The organism is Geodermatophilus sp. SYSU D00867 (genome assembly GCF_054050315.1).
Genome location: NZ_JBJGZC010000015.1, coordinates 13,303 through 31,548, shown reverse-complemented (window position 1 = coordinate 31,548; position 18,246 = coordinate 13,303). Strand labels below are relative to the sequence as shown.

The 18,246-nt window shown below is 76.4% G+C and carries 23 protein-coding genes; 8 read left to right on the top strand and 15 right to left on the bottom strand.

Annotated features, from left to right (window positions below):
* Window positions 1–5: 5 nt before the first annotated feature.
* From ACI8AK_RS15355 to ACI8AK_RS15345, 3 genes are all read right to left on the bottom strand, one after another.
* Complete coding sequence (locus tag ACI8AK_RS15355; protein ID WP_456956954.1) at window positions 6–1,532, bottom strand: leucyl aminopeptidase family protein; 1,527 nt, start codon at window positions 1,530–1,532, stop codon at window positions 6–8.
* Between the two features lie 89 nt (window positions 1,533–1,621).
* Window positions 1,622–1,789, bottom strand: a complete 168-nt coding sequence (locus tag ACI8AK_RS15350; protein WP_012947303.1) for a DUF3117 domain-containing protein — start codon at window positions 1,787–1,789, stop codon at window positions 1,622–1,624.
* A 75-nt stretch (window positions 1,790–1,864) separates the two neighbouring features.
* Entirely contained in the window at window positions 1,865–2,518 is a 654-nt protein-coding gene (locus ACI8AK_RS15345) for a DNA-3-methyladenine glycosylase I (protein WP_387986240.1), read from the bottom strand.
* Between the two features lie 117 nt (window positions 2,519–2,635).
* On the opposite strand from ACI8AK_RS15345, the gene ACI8AK_RS15340 reads away from it, so the two are divergent.
* Entirely contained in the window at window positions 2,636–3,811 is a 1,176-nt protein-coding gene (locus tag ACI8AK_RS15340) for a DUF222 domain-containing protein (protein ID WP_456956952.1), read from the top strand.
* 69 nt (window positions 3,812–3,880) lie between these two features.
* On the opposite strand, the gene ACI8AK_RS15335 is transcribed toward ACI8AK_RS15340, so the two are convergent.
* Window positions 3,881–4,777 (bottom strand): DMT family transporter, encoded by an 897-nt coding sequence (locus ACI8AK_RS15335; RefSeq protein WP_456956950.1) that lies wholly within the window; start codon window positions 4,775–4,777, stop codon window positions 3,881–3,883.
* A 47-nt stretch (window positions 4,778–4,824) separates the two neighbouring features.
* On the opposite strand from ACI8AK_RS15335, the gene ACI8AK_RS15330 reads away from it, so the two are divergent.
* Window positions 4,825–5,184 carry a hypothetical protein gene (locus ACI8AK_RS15330; RefSeq protein ID WP_456902319.1) on the top strand — a complete coding sequence of 120 codons (360 nt, stop codon included), beginning with the start codon at window positions 4,825–4,827 and terminating at the stop codon, window positions 5,182–5,184.
* Window positions 5,185–5,258: 74 nt separating this feature from the next.
* Here the strand turns inward: ACI8AK_RS15330 and ACI8AK_RS15325 are convergent, their stop codons facing one another.
* Both ACI8AK_RS15325 and ACI8AK_RS15320 read right to left on the bottom strand, forming a co-directional pair.
* The gene (locus tag ACI8AK_RS15325) at window positions 5,259–6,107 is read right to left on the bottom strand and encodes an ABC transporter permease (RefSeq protein ID WP_456902318.1); all 849 of its coding nucleotides are present in this window, start codon (window positions 6,105–6,107) and stop codon (window positions 5,259–5,261) included.
* Complete coding sequence (locus ACI8AK_RS15320) at window positions 6,104–7,150, bottom strand: ATP-binding cassette domain-containing protein (RefSeq protein WP_456956948.1); 1,047 nt, start codon at window positions 7,148–7,150, stop codon at window positions 6,104–6,106. The genes ACI8AK_RS15325 and ACI8AK_RS15320 overlap by 4 nt, the downstream gene beginning before the upstream one ends.
* A 15-nt stretch (window positions 7,151–7,165) precedes the next feature.
* Between ACI8AK_RS15320 and ACI8AK_RS15315 the strand changes: the two genes are divergently transcribed.
* A complete protein-coding gene (locus ACI8AK_RS15315) occupies window positions 7,166–7,870 on the top strand; it encodes a TetR/AcrR family transcriptional regulator C-terminal domain-containing protein (protein WP_456956946.1) in 705 nt (234 codons plus the stop codon).
* A gap of 59 nt (window positions 7,871–7,929) precedes the next feature.
* Window positions 7,930–8,559 carry a LysE family translocator gene (locus ACI8AK_RS15310; protein WP_456902315.1) on the top strand — a complete coding sequence of 210 codons (630 nt, stop codon included), beginning with the start codon at window positions 7,930–7,932 and terminating at the stop codon, window positions 8,557–8,559.
* A gap of 1 nt (window position 8,560) precedes the next feature.
* On the opposite strand, the gene ACI8AK_RS15305 is transcribed toward ACI8AK_RS15310, so the two are convergent.
* A complete protein-coding gene (locus ACI8AK_RS15305; protein ID WP_456956944.1) occupies window positions 8,561–9,370 on the bottom strand; it encodes a MerR family transcriptional regulator in 810 nt (269 codons plus the stop codon).
* 105 nt (window positions 9,371–9,475) lie between these two features.
* On the opposite strand from ACI8AK_RS15305, the gene ACI8AK_RS15300 reads away from it, so the two are divergent.
* On the top strand, window positions 9,476–9,943 hold the full coding sequence (locus tag ACI8AK_RS15300; protein ID WP_456956942.1) for a DUF2243 domain-containing protein: 468 nt from the start codon (window positions 9,476–9,478) through the stop codon (window positions 9,941–9,943).
* Window positions 9,940–10,665, top strand: coding sequence for a cytochrome c oxidase assembly protein (locus tag ACI8AK_RS15295; RefSeq protein WP_456902311.1), 726 nt, complete (start codon window positions 9,940–9,942; stop codon window positions 10,663–10,665). The genes ACI8AK_RS15300 and ACI8AK_RS15295 overlap by 4 nt, the downstream gene beginning before the upstream one ends.
* Here the strand turns inward: ACI8AK_RS15295 and ACI8AK_RS15290 are convergent.
* Genes ACI8AK_RS15290 through dapE form a run of 4 tightly spaced genes read right to left on the bottom strand, consistent with a single transcriptional unit; the run spans window position 10,653 to window position 13,458 of the window.
* Window positions 10,653–11,117, bottom strand: coding sequence for an SRPBCC family protein (locus tag ACI8AK_RS15290; RefSeq protein ID WP_456956940.1), 465 nt, complete (start codon window positions 11,115–11,117; stop codon window positions 10,653–10,655). The two genes, ACI8AK_RS15295 and ACI8AK_RS15290, sit on opposite strands and share 13 nt — an antisense overlap.
* Window positions 11,110–11,505, bottom strand: coding sequence for a DivIVA domain-containing protein (locus tag ACI8AK_RS15285; protein WP_456956939.1), 396 nt, complete (start codon window positions 11,503–11,505; stop codon window positions 11,110–11,112). Before ACI8AK_RS15285 ends, ACI8AK_RS15290 begins: the two co-directional genes overlap by 8 nt.
* A 7-nt stretch (window positions 11,506–11,512) precedes the next feature.
* The gene (locus tag ACI8AK_RS15280; RefSeq protein WP_387986273.1) at window positions 11,513–12,355 is read right to left on the bottom strand and encodes an LOG family protein; all 843 of its coding nucleotides are present in this window, start codon (window positions 12,353–12,355) and stop codon (window positions 11,513–11,515) included.
* A complete protein-coding gene (gene dapE, locus ACI8AK_RS15275; RefSeq protein WP_456956937.1) occupies window positions 12,352–13,458 on the bottom strand; it encodes a succinyl-diaminopimelate desuccinylase in 1,107 nt (368 codons plus the stop codon). The genes ACI8AK_RS15280 and dapE overlap by 4 nt, the downstream gene beginning before the upstream one ends.
* 53 nt (window positions 13,459–13,511) lie before the next feature.
* Between dapE and dapD the strand changes: the two genes are divergently transcribed.
* Window positions 13,512–14,486 (top strand): 2,3,4,5-tetrahydropyridine-2,6-dicarboxylate N-succinyltransferase, encoded by a 975-nt coding sequence (gene dapD / locus ACI8AK_RS15270; RefSeq protein WP_456902307.1) that lies wholly within the window; start codon window positions 13,512–13,514, stop codon window positions 14,484–14,486.
* Between the two features lie 55 nt (window positions 14,487–14,541).
* On the opposite strand, the gene ACI8AK_RS15265 is transcribed toward dapD, so the two are convergent.
* The gene (locus ACI8AK_RS15265; protein WP_456956935.1) at window positions 14,542–15,648 is read right to left on the bottom strand and encodes an alpha/beta fold hydrolase; all 1,107 of its coding nucleotides are present in this window, start codon (window positions 15,646–15,648) and stop codon (window positions 14,542–14,544) included.
* A gap of 134 nt (window positions 15,649–15,782) precedes the next feature.
* On the opposite strand from ACI8AK_RS15265, the gene ACI8AK_RS15260 reads away from it, so the two are divergent.
* Entirely contained in the window at window positions 15,783–16,466 is a 684-nt protein-coding gene (locus ACI8AK_RS15260; RefSeq protein WP_456956933.1) for a hypothetical protein, read from the top strand.
* A gap of 1 nt (window position 16,467) precedes the next feature.
* On the opposite strand, the gene ACI8AK_RS15255 is transcribed toward ACI8AK_RS15260, so the two are convergent.
* The 3 genes from ACI8AK_RS15255 to fdxA all read right to left on the bottom strand — a co-directional run bounded on the left by ACI8AK_RS15255 (window position 16,468) and on the right by fdxA (window position 18,201).
* Window positions 16,468–16,632: a hypothetical protein gene (locus ACI8AK_RS15255; RefSeq protein WP_387986287.1), complete on the bottom strand. Its 165-nt coding sequence runs from the start codon at window positions 16,630–16,632 to the stop codon at window positions 16,468–16,470.
* A gap of 109 nt (window positions 16,633–16,741) precedes the next feature.
* Complete coding sequence (gene dapC / locus ACI8AK_RS15250; RefSeq protein ID WP_456957041.1) at window positions 16,742–17,818, bottom strand: succinyldiaminopimelate transaminase; 1,077 nt, start codon at window positions 17,816–17,818, stop codon at window positions 16,742–16,744.
* Window positions 17,819–17,874: 56 nt separating this feature from the next.
* Window positions 17,875–18,201 (bottom strand): ferredoxin, encoded by a 327-nt coding sequence (fdxA, locus tag ACI8AK_RS15245; RefSeq protein WP_012947287.1) that lies wholly within the window; start codon window positions 18,199–18,201, stop codon window positions 17,875–17,877.
* Window positions 18,202–18,246: the final 45 nt, after the last annotated feature.

Here is an 18,246-nt window from a genome sequence, read left to right as displayed (position 1 = left end):
GCTCCTCAGTCCGTCACGGTCGGCGGCGGGTCGAGCGGGGCGCCGGCCTCCAGCCAGCGCAGCAGCGTGCGGACGCCGAACCCGGTGCCGCCCTTGACCACCTCGGCGTCGTCGGAGCCGGCCCGGGCCGGGCCCGCGATGTCGAGGTGCGCCCACGGCAGGTCGCCGGCGAACGGGCGCAGGAACAGCGCGGCGGTGGTGCCGCCGGGGTTGCCGGGGGCGTTGTTCGCGTCGGCGACGTCGCTGTCGAGCAGGTCGGCGTACTCCTCGGCCAGCGGCATCCGCCAGACCCGCTCGCCGGCGTGCAGCGCGGCGGTGGACAGCGCGCCGGCCAGCCCGTCGGTGGTGGCGTACAGCCCGGCCGTGCGGGCGCCGAGCGCGGTGCGCATCGCGCCGGTGAGCGTGGCGACGTCGACCAGCGCGGTGGCGCCGAGGTGCAGCCGGGCGTGGGCGAGGCCGTCGGCGAGCACCATCCGGCCCTCGGCGTCGGTGTTCCTGACCTCGGTGGTGCGCCCGCCGACGTGCCGGACGACGTCGGAGGGCCGGTAGGACGACCCGGACACCGCGTTCTCCGCGGCCGGGACGACGGCGGTGACCGCGACCGGCAGCTCCAGCCGCGCGGCGGCGTCGACCGCGGCGAGCACCGCCGCTCCCCCGGCCATGTCGGTCTTCATCTCGCGCATGCCGGGGCCGCGCTTGATCTGCAGGCCGCCGGTGTCGAACGTGATGCCCTTGCCGACCAGAACCGGCCGGCCGGGCCCGGCGCCGGGCGGCTCGTACGCGGCGACGACGACCCGCGGCGGGGACGCCGAGCCGCCGCCGACGGCGAGCACGCCGCCGAAGCCGCCCGCGGCGAGCTCCTCGGGGCCGAGCACGGTGACGGTCACGTGCGGCAGGCCGGAGAGCCGCTCGACGGCCTGCGCCGCCAGCCAGGCCGGGTCCTCGGTGTTCGGCGGGGTGTTGACCAGGTCGCGGGCCCAGGCGACGGCGGAGCCGGTGACCTCCCCGGCGCGGGCGGCCGCGACGACGGCCGGGTCGTCGGCGTCGGTGGCGACCACGGTGACGGTGGCCAGCCGCGGCGGGTGCGGCCGGGAGGTCTGGCGGAACCGGTAGCCGGCCAGCAGCGCGGCCTCGACGGCGGCGCGGACCTCGTCGGCGCCGGCAGGGGCGGCAGCGCCGTCGAGGGGCAGGACCAGCCGGGTGGCGCCGTGCTCGGCGAGGGTCTGCGCGCGGCGCACCGCGGTGGCGACGTAGCCGCGCAGGTGCGGCAGCGTCCCGTCGCCGAGGCCGGCGGCGACGACGCTGCGCGGGGAGCGGCCGGGGACGGGCAGGTCGGTGACCTTGCCGGGCCGGCCGGTGTTGCCGGTGTCCTGCAGCGCGCCGGTGAGCAGGCCGGCCGGGACCGGCGGGGCGGTGCCGGGGGCGGGCGAGGTCAGCCAGGTCGGCAGCGTGCCGCCGGAGCCGACCGGGACGGCGAGGACGTCGTCCTCGGTGAGGCGCGGCAGGCGGGCCAGCAGTTCGACCCGCGGCAAGGGTGCGGCCCCGGTCGCCGGCGTGCTGCCGGCGGCCGGGGCCGCGTCGTCCTGCGCGGTGCTGCCCGAGGGCGAGCTCGCGGGGACGTTCAGCTGGTCGCGCCCTTCAACGCCTCGGACAGCGCCGCGGCCTCGTCGGGGGACAACTCGACGACCAGGCGGCCGCCGCCCTCGAGCGGCACCCGCATGACCAGGCCGCGCCCCTCCTTGGTGACCTCCAGGGGACCTTCACCCGTGCGCGGCTTCATGGCCGCCATGCGTGCCTCCTTCGCCGGCCACCCGTCGCCCCTGTGCGGCTGCGGTGTGGCTGTGTCTCGGTGCAGTGAGCTCCGCTACCCATGATCCCGTATGACCGCCACGGAACCAACCGGAGCCCCCTCCCGGGTGGCGCGGAAGCACGTCGCGACGTGGTCGTCGACCATGCCGGTGGCCTGCATGAGGGCGTAGGCGGTGGTCGGTCCGACGAAGGCGAAGCCCCGCCGCTTGAGCTCCCTGGCCATCGCGGTGGACTCCGGACTGGTGGCCGGGACGTCGGCGAGGGTGGCCGGTCGCGGGCGCTCTCCCGTCGGCGCGAACGACCACAGCAGCGCCGAGAGGCCCTCCGGGACCTCCTGCGCGGCACGGGCGTTCCGGATCGCGGCGGCGATCTTGGCGCGGTTGCGGACGATGCCGGCGTCGGCCATCAGGCGGGCCTCGTCGTCGGCGGTGAAGGCCGCGACGGCGTCGATGGAGAAGCCGGCGAAGGCGGCCCGGAACGCGGGGCGCTTGCGCAGGATGGTGATCCAGGACAGGCCGGACTGGAACGCCTCGAGGCAGAGCCGCTCGAACAGGGCGTCGTCGCCGTGCAGCGGGGTGCCCCACTCCTCGTCGTGGTAGGCGACGTACTCGGGGGCGCTGTCGCCCCAGGCGCAGCGCACGCGGTCGGTGGTCGGCACGGGCTCCACGACGGCCACGCTAGTGCCGCCGTCCGACAGGTCGGTCGTCATGGACACCTCCTACGGCCGTCCGGCCCGGCTGCACGACGGCGATCGGAGATCTGTGGACGGACCGCTGACCTGGGGATTCAGGGTGCAGGCGGTCGTCGAACCCAATAGACTTCGATCATGTGTTCGGGCGAGCCGGGGAGCGGTGACGTCCTCGACGACGTCGCCGCGCTGGTCGCCGAGCGCAACCGGATCGACGCCCGACTGGCCCGCGCGGTGCGGGCGGCGGAGCTGTCCCAGGCGCCGGAGCGGGACGGGCTGAGGTCGATGGCCTCCTGGCTGCGCGGGCACTGCCGGCTGTCGACCGCCGATGCCTCCCGGCTGGTGCGCACCGGCCGGGCGCTGGAGCACCTGCCCGCCCTCGCCGAGGCCCACGACGCCGGACTGGTCACCGCCGAGCAGGTCGCCGTCGCCGCGCGGGCGGTGACCCCCGAACGCCTCACCGCCGCCGCGGCCGCCGGGGTGGACCTGGCCGTCATCGACGCGGTGCTCACCGGCGTGGCGGTCGAGCAGCCGCACGCCGACCTGGCTCAGGTGGTGCAGCACTACTGCAACGCCCTCGACCCCGACGGGCCCGAGCCCGACCCGACCGAGGGGCGGTCGCTGACGCTGACCCGGCACGCCGACGGCTCCCTCACCATCCGCGGGCACCTGGACGCGGTCGGCGGCGAGAAGCTGCAGGCCGCACTCGAGGCGCATCTGCAGGCCGACCGGCCCGCCGGAGACGAGCGCACCCGCGCCCAGCGACTCGGGGACGCGCTGGTGCAGGTCGCCGACAACGCCCTCGCCGCCGGATCGCTGCCGACGCTGCGCGGGCACAGGCCGCAGATCGCCGTCGTCATCGACCTCGACGACCTGGTCGACCCGCACGGGCGGCCGAACGCCGGGCGGATGGGCTTCGGCGCCACCATCTCCGCCGCGAGAGCCCGCTGGCTGGCCTGCGACGGCGCCATCTCCCGCGTGGTGCTCGGCCCCGACGGCGCACCACTGGACCTCGGCCGCGAGCAGCGGCTGATGAGCCGCCACATCCGCCGCGCCGCCGAGCTCCGCGACGGCGGGTGCGTGTTCGCCGGGTGCGGTGCACCGACCTGGTGGTGCGACGTCCACCACCTGGTCCACTGGATCGACGGCGGCGACACCAGCCTCGACAACGCAGCCCTGCTGTGCGAACGCCACCACACCAAGGTCCACCACGGCTTCCGCGTCGAGCGACAACCGAGCGGCACCTGGCGCACCCGCCGGCCCGACGGCACCGAGATCACCACCCCGGCACCCCTGCTCGCTCCCGCCGCCTGACCGCCTCCCGGACCAGGGGCGAGCGTGCGCGGCGTCGGAGCACGGACCGTCCGGCCGTGACCGCGGGCCTCAGGGGACCGCGGCGTCCACCGCGGCGGGAGCCGGAGTGGGGGCGTTGCGCCGGGTGGCGAGCACGCAGCCGACGAGCACCAGGGGCAGCCCGACGGCGAGGCCGAGGGTGAACGGCTCCCCGAGCAGCAGGACGCCGGCGACCACGGCGACCGCCGGGTTCACGAACGTGATCACCAGCGCCCGCTGCGGCCCGACCTCGCGGATGAGCGCGAAGAACAGCACCAGCGCCACCGCCGTGCACACCACCCCGAGCGCGACCAACGACGCCAGCGCGGGCATCGACGCGTCGGCCACCTCCCCGACCCGCGGCAGCGCGAACGGCGCGTACACCAGGGCGGTGATCGTCAGCGCGAGCGCGCTGACCGCCACACCCGGGACGTCGGCCAGCGACCGGCTGGCCACCAGCGGCGCGGTGCCGTAGCCGACGACCACCAGCACCACGGCGAGCACCGGCAGCAGCGCGATGCCCTCCACGTCGAGCCCGAGCAGCGCGGCGATGCCGACGACGCCCAGCCCCATGCCCGCGAGCCGCACCGGGGTCAGCCGCTCCTCACCGCCCAGCAGCCGCGCGGCCAGCGCGGCGACGAACGGCACCGACGCCACCAGCAGCCCGGTCAGCGAGCTCGACAGCGACACCTCGGCGTAGGACAGCAGCAGCCAGGGCCCGGTCATCTCCAGGACCGTGAACACCAGCAGCGCCCGCCAGTGCCGCAGCGCCGGCCGCACCTGCCCGCGGGCGAGCGTCCACGGCAGCAGCAGCGCCGCCCCGATCACGCACCGGGCGAAGACGACGACCACCGGCGACGTCTCCTCGACCGCCACCTTGATCAGCAGGTAGGGCACTCCCCAGATGACCGACATGGCCAGGAACAGCGCCCATCCGCGACGACTCACCGCGACATCCTCACCGATCCGGTGCGCGTTCCCGTTGCGCATCCCCGGTGACCGGCGTTGGACTCCTCGTCGTGGACCCCGGCCGGCGCTTCGACCTCCTGGTGGAGGCCCTCGCCACCCGGCCCGGCGTCGGTCCACCCGGCGCGGGCGGGGGGCGGGGCTTCGGTTCGGCCGCGCTCACCGTCGACGGGTCGATCTTCGCGATGGTCGTCGGCGGCGCGCTGGTGCTGAAGCTGCCGCGTCACCGCGTGGAGGGCCTGGTCACCGCCGGCACCGGGCTGCCCTTCGCCGCGGCCAACGGCACCCCGATGCGCGAGTGGGTCGCCCTCGACCACGGCACACCCGAGTCCGACCTCGCCCTCGCCGAGGAGGCCATGGCCTTCGTGGCCGCCCGCCGGCGCAGGTGAGGCGCTGGAACGGCCACCCTCCAGGGGCCCGCGCCGAGCTCGCGAGGCGTGGGGGTGGAGGGGTGGTCCTTCCCCTACTCGGGGCGGCTGAACAGCCAGGCGGCGACGGCGAGCAGCGCGGCGCCCACCCCGGCCACGACGACGACGTCGAGCCAGACCGGCACCGGCCAGTCGCCCCAGTGCAGCGCGACGGCGTCGGCCGCGGCGGGGTCGACGTACCGGAGGACCAGCCGCCGCACGGCGTCGACGCCGTAGGTGATCGGGTTGGCCAGCGCCAGCACGTGCAGCCACCCCGGCAGCGCGCCGCTGACCGGGAAGAAGGCGCCGGACAGGAACATCAGCGGCGCGAGCAGCAGCTGCACCCTGGGCATCACGGTCTGGATCTGGTCGACGCGGACGGCGATGACCAGGCCGAGCGCGGTGATCGAGAACGCGACGAGGAACAGCAGCGCGACCGTGCCCACGATCATCAGCGGCGCGTACGGGACGCCGACCAGCCCGGCGAGCGCCAGCAGCACGACCGACTGCAGCGTCGCCACGGTCGCCCCGCCCAGCGCCTTGCCCAGCACGATGCTGGTCCGGCTGACCGGCGCGACGAGCATCTCCCGCAGGAAGCCGAGCTCGCGGTCCCAGACGATGGAGATCGCCGAGAAGACGGCGGTGAACATGACCGAGGTGGCCAGCACGCCGGGGAACAGGAACGTCGAGTAGTCGGCGTCGCCGAAGGCGTCGACCGGGATCGTGGCGCCCAGGCCCTCGCCCAGCACGAACAGGAACAGCAGCGGCTGGGCGAACGACGACAGGATCCGGCCGCGGTCGGTGCGGAACCGCAGGATGTCGCGGTGCCAGACGACCTTCACCGCGCGCAGCTCGTGCCGCAGCCCGCGGCCGGCGAGCCGGACGGGGGCGGTGGTCGCCGTCATCGCCGGCCTCCCCGGAACATCGCCGCCACCATCGGGCTGCGGCCGGCCGCGGCCTGGCGGTCGGCCATGCGCGCGCCGGTGTAGGCCAGGAACACGTCGTCCAGCGTCGGCCGGGACACGCTCACCGAGCGCACCGTGAGGCCGAGCTCGAACAGCCGCGGCACGAACTGCTCGCCGTCGGGGGTGAGGACGACCAGCGCGCCGCCCTCCCGCTCCGTCTCCACGCCCAGCCGCTCGCGCACGAGCGCCTCGGCGGCATCGTCGTCCGTGGTCACGACCCGCACCCGGTCGTGCCCCACGCTGGCCTTGAGCGCCGAGGGCGTGTCCAGCGCGCCGATCCGGCCGGCGTCGACGATCGCGATGCGGTCGCAGCGCTCGGCCTCGTCCATGTAGTGCGTGGTGAGGAAGACGGTGATGTCCTCCTCGGCGCGCAGCCGGTCGACGTAGCGCCACAACGACGCCCGCGACTCCGGGTCCAGCCCGATGGTCGGCTCGTCGAGGAACAGCACGCGCGGGGAGTGCAGCAGCCCACGGGCGATCTCCAGCCGGCGCTTCATGCCGCCGGAGAAGGTGCGCACGAGCGAGGCGCGGCGGTCGGTCAGGCCGACCATCTCGAGGACGACGTCGATCCGCGGCCTGACCTCGGCCCTGGGCATCCCGTAGATGTCGGCGTGGAAGCGGAGGTTCTGCTCGGCGGTCAGGTGGTCGTCGAGGGTCGTCTCCTGGAACACCAGGCCGATGTGCCGGCGCACCTCGGTGCGGTCGCGGACGACGTCGAAGCCGGCCACGCGCGCGGTGCCGGCGGTGGGCCGCAGCAGCGTGCACAGGATCTTGATGGTCGTGGACTTGCCCGCACCGTTCGGGCCGAGGAAGCCGAACAGCTCTCCCCCGCGCACCGACAGGTCGATGCCGCGCACGGCCTCGACCTCGTCGAACGTCTTGACCAGACCGGTGACCTCGACCGCGGGCGGACGGTCGGCAGCGGCCTCCCCCGAGGGGGTCCCTAACGCCGTTAGAGTCACTCTGGCAGCGTCCTCGAACACCGTTAGAGTGTCAAGGTGCCGATCTCGAGGGACGACGTCGTCCGCGCCGCCGTCGAGGTGCTCGACGAGGAGGGCCTGGCGGGGCTGACCCTCCGCGGGGTCGCCGCGCGGCTGGGTGTGAGCGCGCCGACGCTCTACTGGCACGTCAGGGACAAGCGGCACCTCCTGGACCTGGTGGCCGACTCCGTCCTGGCGGAGGTGCCGGAGAGCACGCGGGCGCCGCGCCCGGGCGAGCCGGTCTGGGAGTGGCTGGCGGAGGCGAGCCGGGTGCGCCGGGCACTGCTGCTCGCCCACCGCGACAGCGTCCAGGTGGTGGCCGGCAACCGGCCCACCGAGGTGGCGCTGCCCGGCATCGAGCGCACGCTGCGCGTCCTGGTGGAGGCGGGGCTGGAGCCGGGCGAGGCGGTGCGCGTGGTCACCGCGCTGGGCTCGTTCGTCCTCGGGGACGCGCTGGAGACGCAGACGGCGCTGGACCGGCCGACGGGCGAGCCGGACGGCGGACCGCCCGGCGACCCGGACCGCTTCCCCACCCTCGCGGCCGCGGTCCCCACGGCCGGCGGCGACGAGGAGCGGTTCGAGGAGGGTCTGGCGCTGTTCCTCGACGGGCTGCGCGCCCGCCTGGAGCGCCGCGACCGCGCCCGGCGCGAGGCGGCCCTCGACTGCCCGGCTCCGGAGGTGGAGCGCCTGGGCCCGGGGGCGCCGGTCACCGCACGGGACTGACCCCGGCGCCCCCTCAGTACGCACCGGCCCGCGGTGGCCCGGTGCGTACCGTCGGCCGCGTGGAGTGGTCGGGATACGGGACCTTCGTCGTCCTCGCCGTCGTGCTGGTCCTCGTGCCGGGGCCGGACGTCGCCGTCGTCATGCGCAACACCCTCGGCGGCGGCCGGGTGCGCGGCTCGTGGAGCGCGGTCGGCATCACCGTCTCCAACGTCCTGCAGGGCGCGGCGGCCGCGACCGGCCTGGCCGCGCTGGTCGTCCGCGTGGAGCCGCTGTTCCAGGCGATCCGCTGGGCGGGGGTCGCCTACCTGACGTTCCTCGCGCTCCAGGCGTTCCGCTCGGCGGTGCGCGGCCGCTACCCCGACCTCGGCGACGGCGGGCCCGACGCCGGGCGGGCCGCGCTCACCGGCCTGCGCCAGGGCTTCCTCAGCAACGTGACCAACCCGAAGGTGCTCGCCTTCTACCTCGCCGTCCTGCCGCAGTTCCTCGCGCCGGGCACCGCCGTGCCGGTGCTGCTGGCCTACGCGCTCACCCACGCGGCGGTCGGGCTGGTCTGGCTGCTCCTGCTCGTGGCGGGGCTGTCCCGGGCGCGGCGGGTGCTGGCGCGCCGCCCGGTCCGCCGGGCCCTCGACGCGTTCACCGGCTGCGCGCTGCTCGCGTTCGGCGCGCGGCTGGCGGTCTCGCGCGCCTGACTCAGGCCACCGGCCAGGCCACCTCGACGTGCGGGGCGTCCGGGTCGGCGTCCCGCGGGCTCGGGTAGACCTCCGCCGGGCTGCCCGCGCGCTCGAGCCCGCGGGCGTCCACCCAGGCGCCGACCGCGTCGTAGGCCCCCAGGATCCCGGGGAACTCCGCTCGCCGGCGGGACAGGCAGGTGACCGCCTCGCGCCCGGCCTGCTGCAGCCGGATCCGCAGCTCCCCCGCCGGCTCCACCCGGCCGGTGAACGGCCACACGACCTCGACCGGCCCGTCACCGTCCTCGGTGACCATGCCGTGGTAGACGACCCGCAGGGGGCCGGCGGGGGCGGCGCCGGAGCGCTCCAGGTGGGCGGCGATCTCGCCGGACGCGCCGGTGACGAACCCGTCCAGCTCGTCCACGGTCAGCCGCCGCTCGGCGGTCAGCACGGTCCGCTCGGGCACCGCGCGCAGGGACACCTCGTACACGTCGTCCTCCTCCGCCGGTTCCGCGGTCAGCGCGTCGACCAGCGCGCGGCGGCGCCGGACGTCGTCCTCGACGCCGGCCCACCAGCGGGCGACGGCGGGGCGCCGCTCCCGCGGGCCGAGGTCGACGACGTCGCGCACGCGGGCCAGGGGCATGCCCGCGCGGCGCAGCGCGGCGATCAGCCGGGCCCGCTCGACCTGCCCGGCCGCGTAGCCGCGGTAGCCGCTCCACGGGTCCACCGCGTCGGGCACGAGCAGCCCCTGCTCGGCGTACAGCCGCAGCGCCTTGGCCGACAGCCGGGTGCGCCGCAGGAACTCGCCGGCCCGCAGCAGGTCTCCGCTCACGCCGACGAGCGTGCGGCACGCCCCAGGGGCACGGTCCAGCCGGGCCCGTTTCCCGGCGGCACCGGCCGGGCAGCGCCCGGGGACACGCGACGACGGGAGGGCCCCGTGCCCGACGCACTCCCCCGGCCCGCGCCCCGGCGCCGGCTGCTGGTCTCCGGCCTGCTGCTCGGCGCCGGCACCGCGGGCGCGGTGGACGAGATCGTCTTCCACCAGCTGCTGCACTGGCACCACTTCTACGACCGGGCCAGCGGCGCGGCCGGCCTGGTCTCCGACGGGCTGTTGCACGCCGGCACGTTCTCCGCCGCGGTCGCGGGGCTGGCGCTGCTGGCCGACGCCCGCCGCCGCGGCCCGTTCGCCGCCGTCCTGTGGTGGGGCGCGGTGCTCACCGGCGCCGGCGCCTTCCAGGTGTGGGACGGCCTGGTGCACCACAAGCTGCTGCGGCTGCACCAGGTCCGCTACGGCGTCGACCTCACCGGCTACGACGTCGCGTGGGTGCTGCCCGGCGTGGCGCTGCTGGCCGCCGGGGTCCTGCTGCTCCTGCGCGCGCGGGGACGCCGGGTCCCGCGCCCGTGACCGCCGTCCTCGCGCTGCTGCTCGCCGCGGCCGCCGCCTACGTCGCCGCCACCTGGCGCTGCCGCCGTCCGTGGCCGCTGGCCCGCACCGCCGCGTGGCTCGCCGGGCTGGCCGCCGCGGCGGGGGCGGTCGCCGGCCCGGGCACCGCCCACACGGACCTGCACGCGCACATGGCCGCGCACCTGCTGGTGGGCATGGTCGCCCCGCTGCTGCTCGTGCTCGCCGCCCCGGTCACCCTCGCGCTGCGCGCCCTGCCGCCGCCGGCCGCGCGCCGGCTGGCCCGGCTGCTGCGCACCGCCCCCGCCCGGTGGCTGGCCGACCCGCTGGTCGCCGTCCCGCTCAACGCCGCCGGGCTGTGGCTGCTCTACGGCACGGGGCTGCACACCGCCGTCGCGCACCGGCCGGTCCCGGCCGCGCTCGTCTGGCTGCACGTGCTGGTCAGCGGGTACCTCGCCACCGCCGCGGTGCTCGCCGTCGACCCGGCGCCGCACCGCCGGCCGGTCGCCGTGCGCGCGCTGGCGCTGGCCGGCGGGGCGGCCGCGCACGACGTCCTGGCCAAGGCCCTCTACGCCTCCCCGCCCGCGGGCACCGTCGGCGCCGAGGAGGGCGCGCGGCTCATGTACGACGGCGGCACGGTGGTCACCGTGCTGACGGCGGTGCTGCTGTGGCGGCGGTGGTACGTCAGCCGCGACGCGGTCCGGGCGGCCGCTCAGCCGGGATAGGTGCGGGCGAAGCGGGCGAACCGGCGCAGCGCGACCCGGAAGCCCGCGACGACGAACGGGCGCGCCAGCGGCCAGCCGGCCCGGCCGAGCAGCCCGAACGGCGGGTACCACCGTTCGGTCAGGACCAGGTCGGTGCCGCCCCCGGCGGGCGTCAGCTCGAAGACGCCCGGCCCGCGCACGATCCGGCCGGTGTGCTGGACGACCACCCGCCGCGGCGGGTCCCACTCGGTGACCACCATCGTGTCCAGCACGCCGAGGTGCCGGCCGCGCCGCCACGGCAGCGGGACGCCCGTCCGCGCGGCCAGCCGCACGCCGACCCCCTCCTCCGCGGCGGTGACCACCTCGACGTCGGTCGCCGGCATCCACCGCCCCTGGCCGCGCCAGTCGGTGAGCGCCGCCCACACCTGCTCCGGGGGCGCCGCCACGTGCACCGGCAGGACCAGCTCAGGCATCGCGGCGCGCCCCGTCCCCGGTCGGTGCCCCACCCGCCCCGTCGGCGTCCGGCAGGGGCAGGTCGGGGTCGGTGTCGGCGTCGGCGGCCCGCGGCGGCGGCACCGCGCGCAGCGCCGCGATCGCCTCGTCCCGCTCGTCCAGCGCCAGGGCCAGCTGCTCGAGCAACCAGTCCACCTCGCTCATCCGGTAGCCGCGGACGGCCACCGACACCTGCAGGCCGCGCACGTCCTCACCGGTCACCGGCCGGTCGTCGGGCAGCTCGACCGGCGAGCGGTCCAGCTCGGCCGGCGGCTGGGTCTCGCCGCGGCCGAGCAGCAGCGACCCGCCGAGGAACAGCAGCGCCCCCACGACGGCGACCGCGGCGGTCCCGACCAGCAGGGACAGCACGGCCGCCTCAGCCCTCGACCGGCTCGACCGGCGGGGCCAGCGGCGCCCGCATGCCCCCGCCGCCGTCCCCGTTCTGCCGGGCGGTCTCCGCCTCGCGGACCAGCGCGAGCACCTCGTCGACGTCGTCGGTGACGGTGAACAGGTCCAGGTCGCCGGCGTTGATCGTGCCCGCCTCGACCAGCGTGCCGCGGATCCAGTCGACCAGGCCCGACCAGTACGCGCTGCCGAACAGCACCACCGGGAAGCGGGTGACCTTGCGGGTCTGCACCAGCGTCAGCGCCTCGAACAGCTCGTCGAGGGTGCCGAAGCCGCCGGGGAGGATGACGAAGGCCTGCGCGTACTTCACGAACATCGTCTTGCGGACGAAGAAGTAGCGGAAGCTGATGCCGAGGTCGACCCACTCGTTGAGCTCCTGCTCGAACGGCAGCTCGATGCCCAGGCCCACCGACAGCCCGCCGGCCTCCGAGGCGCCGCGGTTGGCCGCCTCCATCGCGCCCGGCCCGCCGCCGGTGATGACCGCGTAGCCGGCCCGCGCCAGCGCCGCGCCGATCTCCACGCCGGCCGCGTAGTGCGGGTGGTCGGGCTTGGTGCGGGCGCTGCCGAACACGCTGACCGCCCGCGGCAGCTCGGCGAGCAGGCCGAAGCCCTCGACGAACTCGCTCTGGATGCGCAGCACGCGCCACGGGTCGGTGTGCACCCAGTCGGTCGGCCCGCGGCGGTCGAGCAGCCGCTGGTCGGTCGTCGTCCCGACCGCCTGCGGGTCCGGCTCGCCGCCGCGCAGCATGATCGGGCCCCGGTGACGGGTCGGGCGCGGCCTCCGCGCCCCGTCGGGCGGCGGGGTGGTCGTCATGCGCTGCCTCCGGACAGGTAGGCGGTCAGGGCGTCCTCGGCCGGCTGCAGCCGGTCCACGAGCACGGACTCCTCGCGGGTGTGCGCGAGCTGGGGGTCCCCGGGGCCGTAGTTGACCGCCGGGATGCCGAGGGCGGCGAACCGGGCGACGTCGGTCCAGCCGAGCTTGGCCCGCGCCGGCCGGCCGACGGCGGCGACGAAGGCCGCGGCGGCGGGCTCGGTCAGCCCGGGCAGCGCGCCGCCGGCGTTGTCGACGACGGTCAGCGTGGCGCCGGCGGCCAGCGCGTCGGCGAACACCTCGCGGACGTGGGCTTCCGCGGCGTCCTCGTCCCGGTCGGGGGCGTAGCGGAGGTTGACCGTCACCCGGCACTGGTCCGGGACGACGTTCCCCGCGACCCCGCCCTCGACGCGGACGGCGTTGAGCCCCTCGCGGTAGATGCAGCCGTCGATCTCGACCTGCCGCGCCTCGTAGGCCGCCAGCGTGCCGAGGATCCCCGCGGCGCCGTGGATCGCGTTCACCCCGAGCCAGCTGCGCGCCGAGTGCGCCCGGCGGCCGGTCACCTCCAGCACCGCCCGCAGCGTGCCCTGGCAGCCGGCCTCGATCTCGCCGTCGGTGGGCTCCAGGAGGACGGCGAGGTCGCCGTAGAGCCAGCCGCGCCGCTCGCGGGCCACCCGGCCGAGGCCGCTCTTCGCGGACTCGACCTCCTCGTTGTCGTAGAAGACGAACGTGACGTCGTGCGCGAGTCCCGCCCCCGGGACGCCGAAGCGGCCGGCCAGCCGCAGCATGACGGCGTCACCGGACTTCATGTCGCTGGTGCCGCAGCCGTAGACGCGCCCGTCCTCAAGCCGGCTGGGGACGTTGTCCGCGATCGGCACGGTGTCCAGGTGCCCGGCCAGCACGATCCGGGTGTCGCGGCCGAGCGTGGTGCGGGCCAGCACGGTGTCACCGACCCGCTCGACCTCCAGCCCGCCGAGCGCCCGCAGCGCGGCCTCGACGGCGTCGGCGAGCACCCGCTCGTCGCCGGAGACCGACGGGGTGTCGACCAGCGCCCGGGTGAGGGTGAGGACGTCGGCGGACAGGTCCAGGTCGAGCGCGCCGGTCACGGTGCCCGAGCCTACGGGCGGGCGGCACGGCGTCGCTGGGTAGCGTCGGGACCGTGACCGCTCCCCGCTCCGCCGCCGCGGCCGGCATCGCGACCATCACCGCCTCCGGCACCGTCCTGGACACCTGGTACCCCTCACCCGCCCTCGGCGGCGACGGGCCGGCCGGGACCCACCAGCTCGGCACCCTGGAGCTGGAGGGCGAGCTCGGGCACGAGTTCTCCGGCCTGGTGCGCACCGACGACGCCCGCGGCGTGCGCGTGGTCGGCGTCCGGACGGTCATCGCCGACCTCGACGCCCCGCCGGCCGACGCCCACGACGTCTACCTGCGGCTGCACCTGCTCTCGCACCGGCTGGTGCGCCCGCACGGCATCAACCTCGACGGCGTCTTCGGCCTGCTGGCCAACGTGGCCTGGACCAGCGCCGGCCCGGTGCTCGCCACCGACCTCACCCCCGCCCGCCGCGCGACCCTGCGCGCGGCGCACGGGCACGTGACCGTGCTGTCGGTGGACAAGTTCCCGCGGATGGTCGACTACGTGGTCCCGTCGGGCGTGCGGGTCGCCGACGCCGACCGGGTGCGGCTCGGTGCGCACCTGGCCGAGGGGACGACGGTCATGCACGAGGGCTTCGTCAACTACAACGCCGGCACGCTCGGCCCCTCGATGGTCGAGGGCCGGATCAGCGCGGGCGTCGTCGTCGGCGCCGACAGCGACATCGGCGGCAGCGCGTCGATCATGGGGACGCTGTCCGGCGGCGGCAAGGAGGTCGTCTCGATCGGCACCGGCTGCCTGCTCGGCGCCAACTCCGGCATCGGCATCTCCCTCGGCGACGACTGCGTCGTCGAGGCCGGCTGCTACGTCACCGCGGGCTCGCGGATCACCCTGCCCGACGGGTCGGTGGTCAAGGGCCGCGAGCTGTCCGGCCGCGACGGGCTGCTGTTCCGCCGCAACAGCGTCTCCGGTGCCCTGGAGGCGCTGCCGCGCTCGGGCCAGTGGGGCGCCCTCAACGCCGCCCTGCACGCCAACGACTAGGGACTCCGTGGGCATCTCCGCGGGAGTGCCCCGTGCACTCCCGCGGAGATGCACCTCAGGTGAGGCCGGCGGGCTCCTCGGCGGGGGCGTCGAGGTGCTCGAGCAGCGCGACGACGAACTCCTGCGGCCGCTCGACGTGCGGCGAGTGCCCCACCCCGGGCAGGACCACCTCGCGGTAGGCGCCGCCGGATGCGGCGTAGCGGTCGAGCACGGCGCGGGTCTGGGTGACCGTCGGCTGCGGCGGGCAGACCTCGGCGCCCGGCCAGCCCGGCACGGCGCCGAGCTGCCCGAGGTACGCCAGGTCGAAGACCGAGGTGTCGGAGACGATCGCGTCGGCGTCGCCGCGGATCCACAGCACCGGCGGCTTGTCGGCCAGGTCGGCGACGCCGGAGACGTCGAACACCGTGGGCGCCATGGTGTTGAGCACCCCGCGCGTCCCCGGCGCGGTCCCCGGCCAGGTGTCGCTCGGCACCGCGTCGCCCGGGTAGTGGTCCTCGCCGGTGCGGGTGGACAGCATCGCGCCGACGAAGACGTCCTCGAGCTCCGGGTCCAGCGGCAGCGAGCCCGGCGCCACGTAGAAGGCGCGCAGCACCGACCGCGGTGAGGACGGCGACGCGTCGGAGGTGTCGCCCGCGGCCAGCGCCGCCACGAACTCCGGGTTGGCCAGTCCCCCGCCGGAGCCGGCGCCGTCGTCGGCCAGCCGCCGGCCGTCCGGTCCGGTGGTGCCGCCGAAACCGTGGGGCGACACCGGCGCGACCAGCGTCACCGAGGCCACCCGGCCCGGCGCGTCGAGCAGGTGCTGCAGGACGACGCCCCCGCCCATGCTCCAGCCGACCAGGTGCACCCGGTCCAGGCCCAGCGCGTCCAGCAGCGCGCCGAGGTCGTCGGCCCAGTCGCCGACCCCGCGGCGCGCGTCGACCGGCAGCGGTTCGGTGTCGCCGTAGCCGCGCAGGTCGACGGCGAGCACCCGATGCCGCCCGGTCCCGTGCACCGCCAGCAGCGTCTGCTGCCAGAACAGCGCGGAGCTCACGTTGCCGTGCACGAGGAGCACCGCCTCGCCCGGGCCGGCCGGGTCGGTGCCCTCGGGGTGCAGCACGTTCTGGGTGAGCCGCGCGGTGGGCACGCGGGTGGCGGTGATGCCGGGCAGCAGGACGTCGGGCATGCGGGCTCCAGGGGATCGCGGGCGGGAGGACGGCGGAGGCGGCCGTCACGGTAGCGATCACGCCCGTCCCACGACACCCGTCCGCACCGCGACGTCCGGGGTCCCGCCGGGGAGCGCACCTACAGTCGGGGGCGATGACCAGCGCACGGACGGCTCCGCCCCGCCGGCCGGCGACGGGTACCCGGCGCCCGCCCGCGAAGCGCCCCTCCGGCGGCCGGCCCGCCCCGAAGCGCACCCCCGCCCGGCGTCCCGCCGGCCGGACCCCGCGGCGCGGGGGCCCGGCCGCCCTGCGCACGTGGTGGCCCGCCTACCTGATCGGGATCGTCGTGGTGTTCGCCCTGGCGTGGAAGGCCGACCGGTCCGAGCCGCCCGCTCCGGCGGCGACCGGTATCTGCACCGTCCCCTCGACGTCGGTGACGCTGTCCGCCGAGCAGTGGAGCAACGCCCAGACGATCGCGGCCGTCGCCCGGCAGCGCGGGCTGCCCGAGCGGGCCGTGGTCATCGCGCTGGCCACGGCGATGCAGGAGTCGACGCTGCGCAACCTCGACCACGGCGACCGCGACTCCCTCGGCCTGTTCCAGCAGCGGCCCTCGCAGGGCTGGGGCACCCCGGCGCAGGTGCAGGACCCGGTGTACGCGGCCGGCCAGTTCTACGACCGGCTGGTGCGGGTGCCCGGCTGGGAGACGATGCGCCTGACCGACGCCGCGCAGCGGGTGCAGCGCTCCGGTTTCCCCGAGGCCTACCAGCGCTGGGACGGCTTCGCGCAGGCGCTCACTACGGCGCTGGGCTCCGACGAGCGCGAGCGCAACTGCGGGTAGCTCAGCTCAGCCGGGCGCGGCTCCTGCCGTGGAGCTCGGGTCGGTCGAGGGCCACGGGCACCCCGGCCGAGCCGGCCAGGCTGCGGTTGCGGTGCAGGTGCGCCTCGAGCGCGACCAGCGCGACGAGGACGGCGACGGGGAACAGCAGGAACAGCACGAGGAACACGGCAGGGCCTCCGCGACGGGGCCGGGCGGGCTGCCCGGCTGACGGGGACCACCGTGTCGGTGCGCCCTTGCGGGGCTCTGGCGGAGGACTGACGCCTGCTTGCGGGCCGCTAGTGGCGGCCGCGGTCCCCGGCGGTGAGGCGCTGCACCGCGGCGTCGATCCGCTCGTCGGTGGCGGTCAGCGCCATGCGCACGTGCCGCGCGCCGGCCGGGCCGTAGAACGAGCCGGGCGCGGGGACGATGCCGAGCCCGGCCAGCCAGTCGACGGTCGCCCAGCAGTCCTCGTCGCGGGTGACCCACAGGTACAGGCCCGCCTCGGAGTGGTCGATCCGCGCGCCGGTCGCGCGCACCGCCGCGGCCAGCCGCTCCCGGCGGGCGCCGTAGCGCTCGCGCTGTGCGTCGACGTGCGCGTCGTCGGCCAGCGCAGCGGCCATGGCGGCCTGGACGGGCCCGGGCACGAGCAGCCCGAGGTGGCGGCGCACCTCCCACACCTGCCGGACCAGCGCCGGGTCGCCCGACAGCAGCCCGGCGCGGTAGCCGGCCGCCGTCGACTGCTTGGACAGCGAGTGGACCGCCAGCAGGCCGGTGTGGTCCTCCCCCGCGACGGCGGGGTGCAGCAGCGAGCGCGGCTGCACGTCCCAGCCGAGCGTCGCGTAGCACTCGTCGGCGACGACCGGCACGCCGTGCGCCCGGCCCCAGGCCACCCAGGTGCGCAGCTCGTCGTCGGACAGGACGCGGCCGTGCGGGTTGCCCGGGGAGTTCAGCCAGACCAGGACGACGCCCGCGGGGTCGTCGGGCGGGGTGTCGGTGCGGCGCACGGCGAGCCCGGACAGGACCGCACCCACCTCGTAGGTCGGGTAGGCCACCTCGGGGATCAGCACCGTGCCCTCGTGCAGGCCCAGCAGCGTGGGCAGCAGGGCGACGAGCTCCTTGGAGCCCACGGTCGGGATCACCGACGGGTCCGCGCCGAACGGGTCGGCCACGGTGACGCCGAGCCGGCGCCGCAGCCAGCCGGCCGCCGCGGCCCGGAGCTCACGGGTGCCGAGCGCCGTCGGGTAGCCCGGCGAGTCGCCTGCCGCGGCGAGCGCCGTGCGCAGGACCTCGGGGGTCTCGTCGACCGGCGTCCCGATGGACAGGTCGACGAGGCCGCCCGGGTGCTGCGCGGCGCGCGCCCGGGCGGCCTCCAGGCTGTCCCAGGGGAAGTCGGGCAGCCGGCCGGCCGCCGTCCCCGGGGCGGTGGTCGTCAGTGCCCCTCGCCCTGCGGCGGGAGGGCCGCCACCAGCGGGTGGTCCTTGCCGATCTTCCCGGTCTTGGCGGCGCCACCGGGGCTGCCGAGGTCGGAGAAGAACTCCACGTTGGCGTTGTAGAAGTCCTTCCACTTGTCCGGGACGTCGTCCTCGTAGTAGATGGCCTCGACGGGGCAGACCGGCTCGCAGGCGCCGCAGTCGACGCACTCGTCGGGGTGGATGTAGAGCATCCGGTCGCCCTCGTAGATGCAGTCCACCGGACACTCGTCGATGCACGCCTTGTCGAGGACGTCGACGCAGGCCTGGGTGATCACGTAGGTCACGGTGGGTCCTCCCTGGGGACGTGCGGGCAGCGGCCCCGGCTCCCG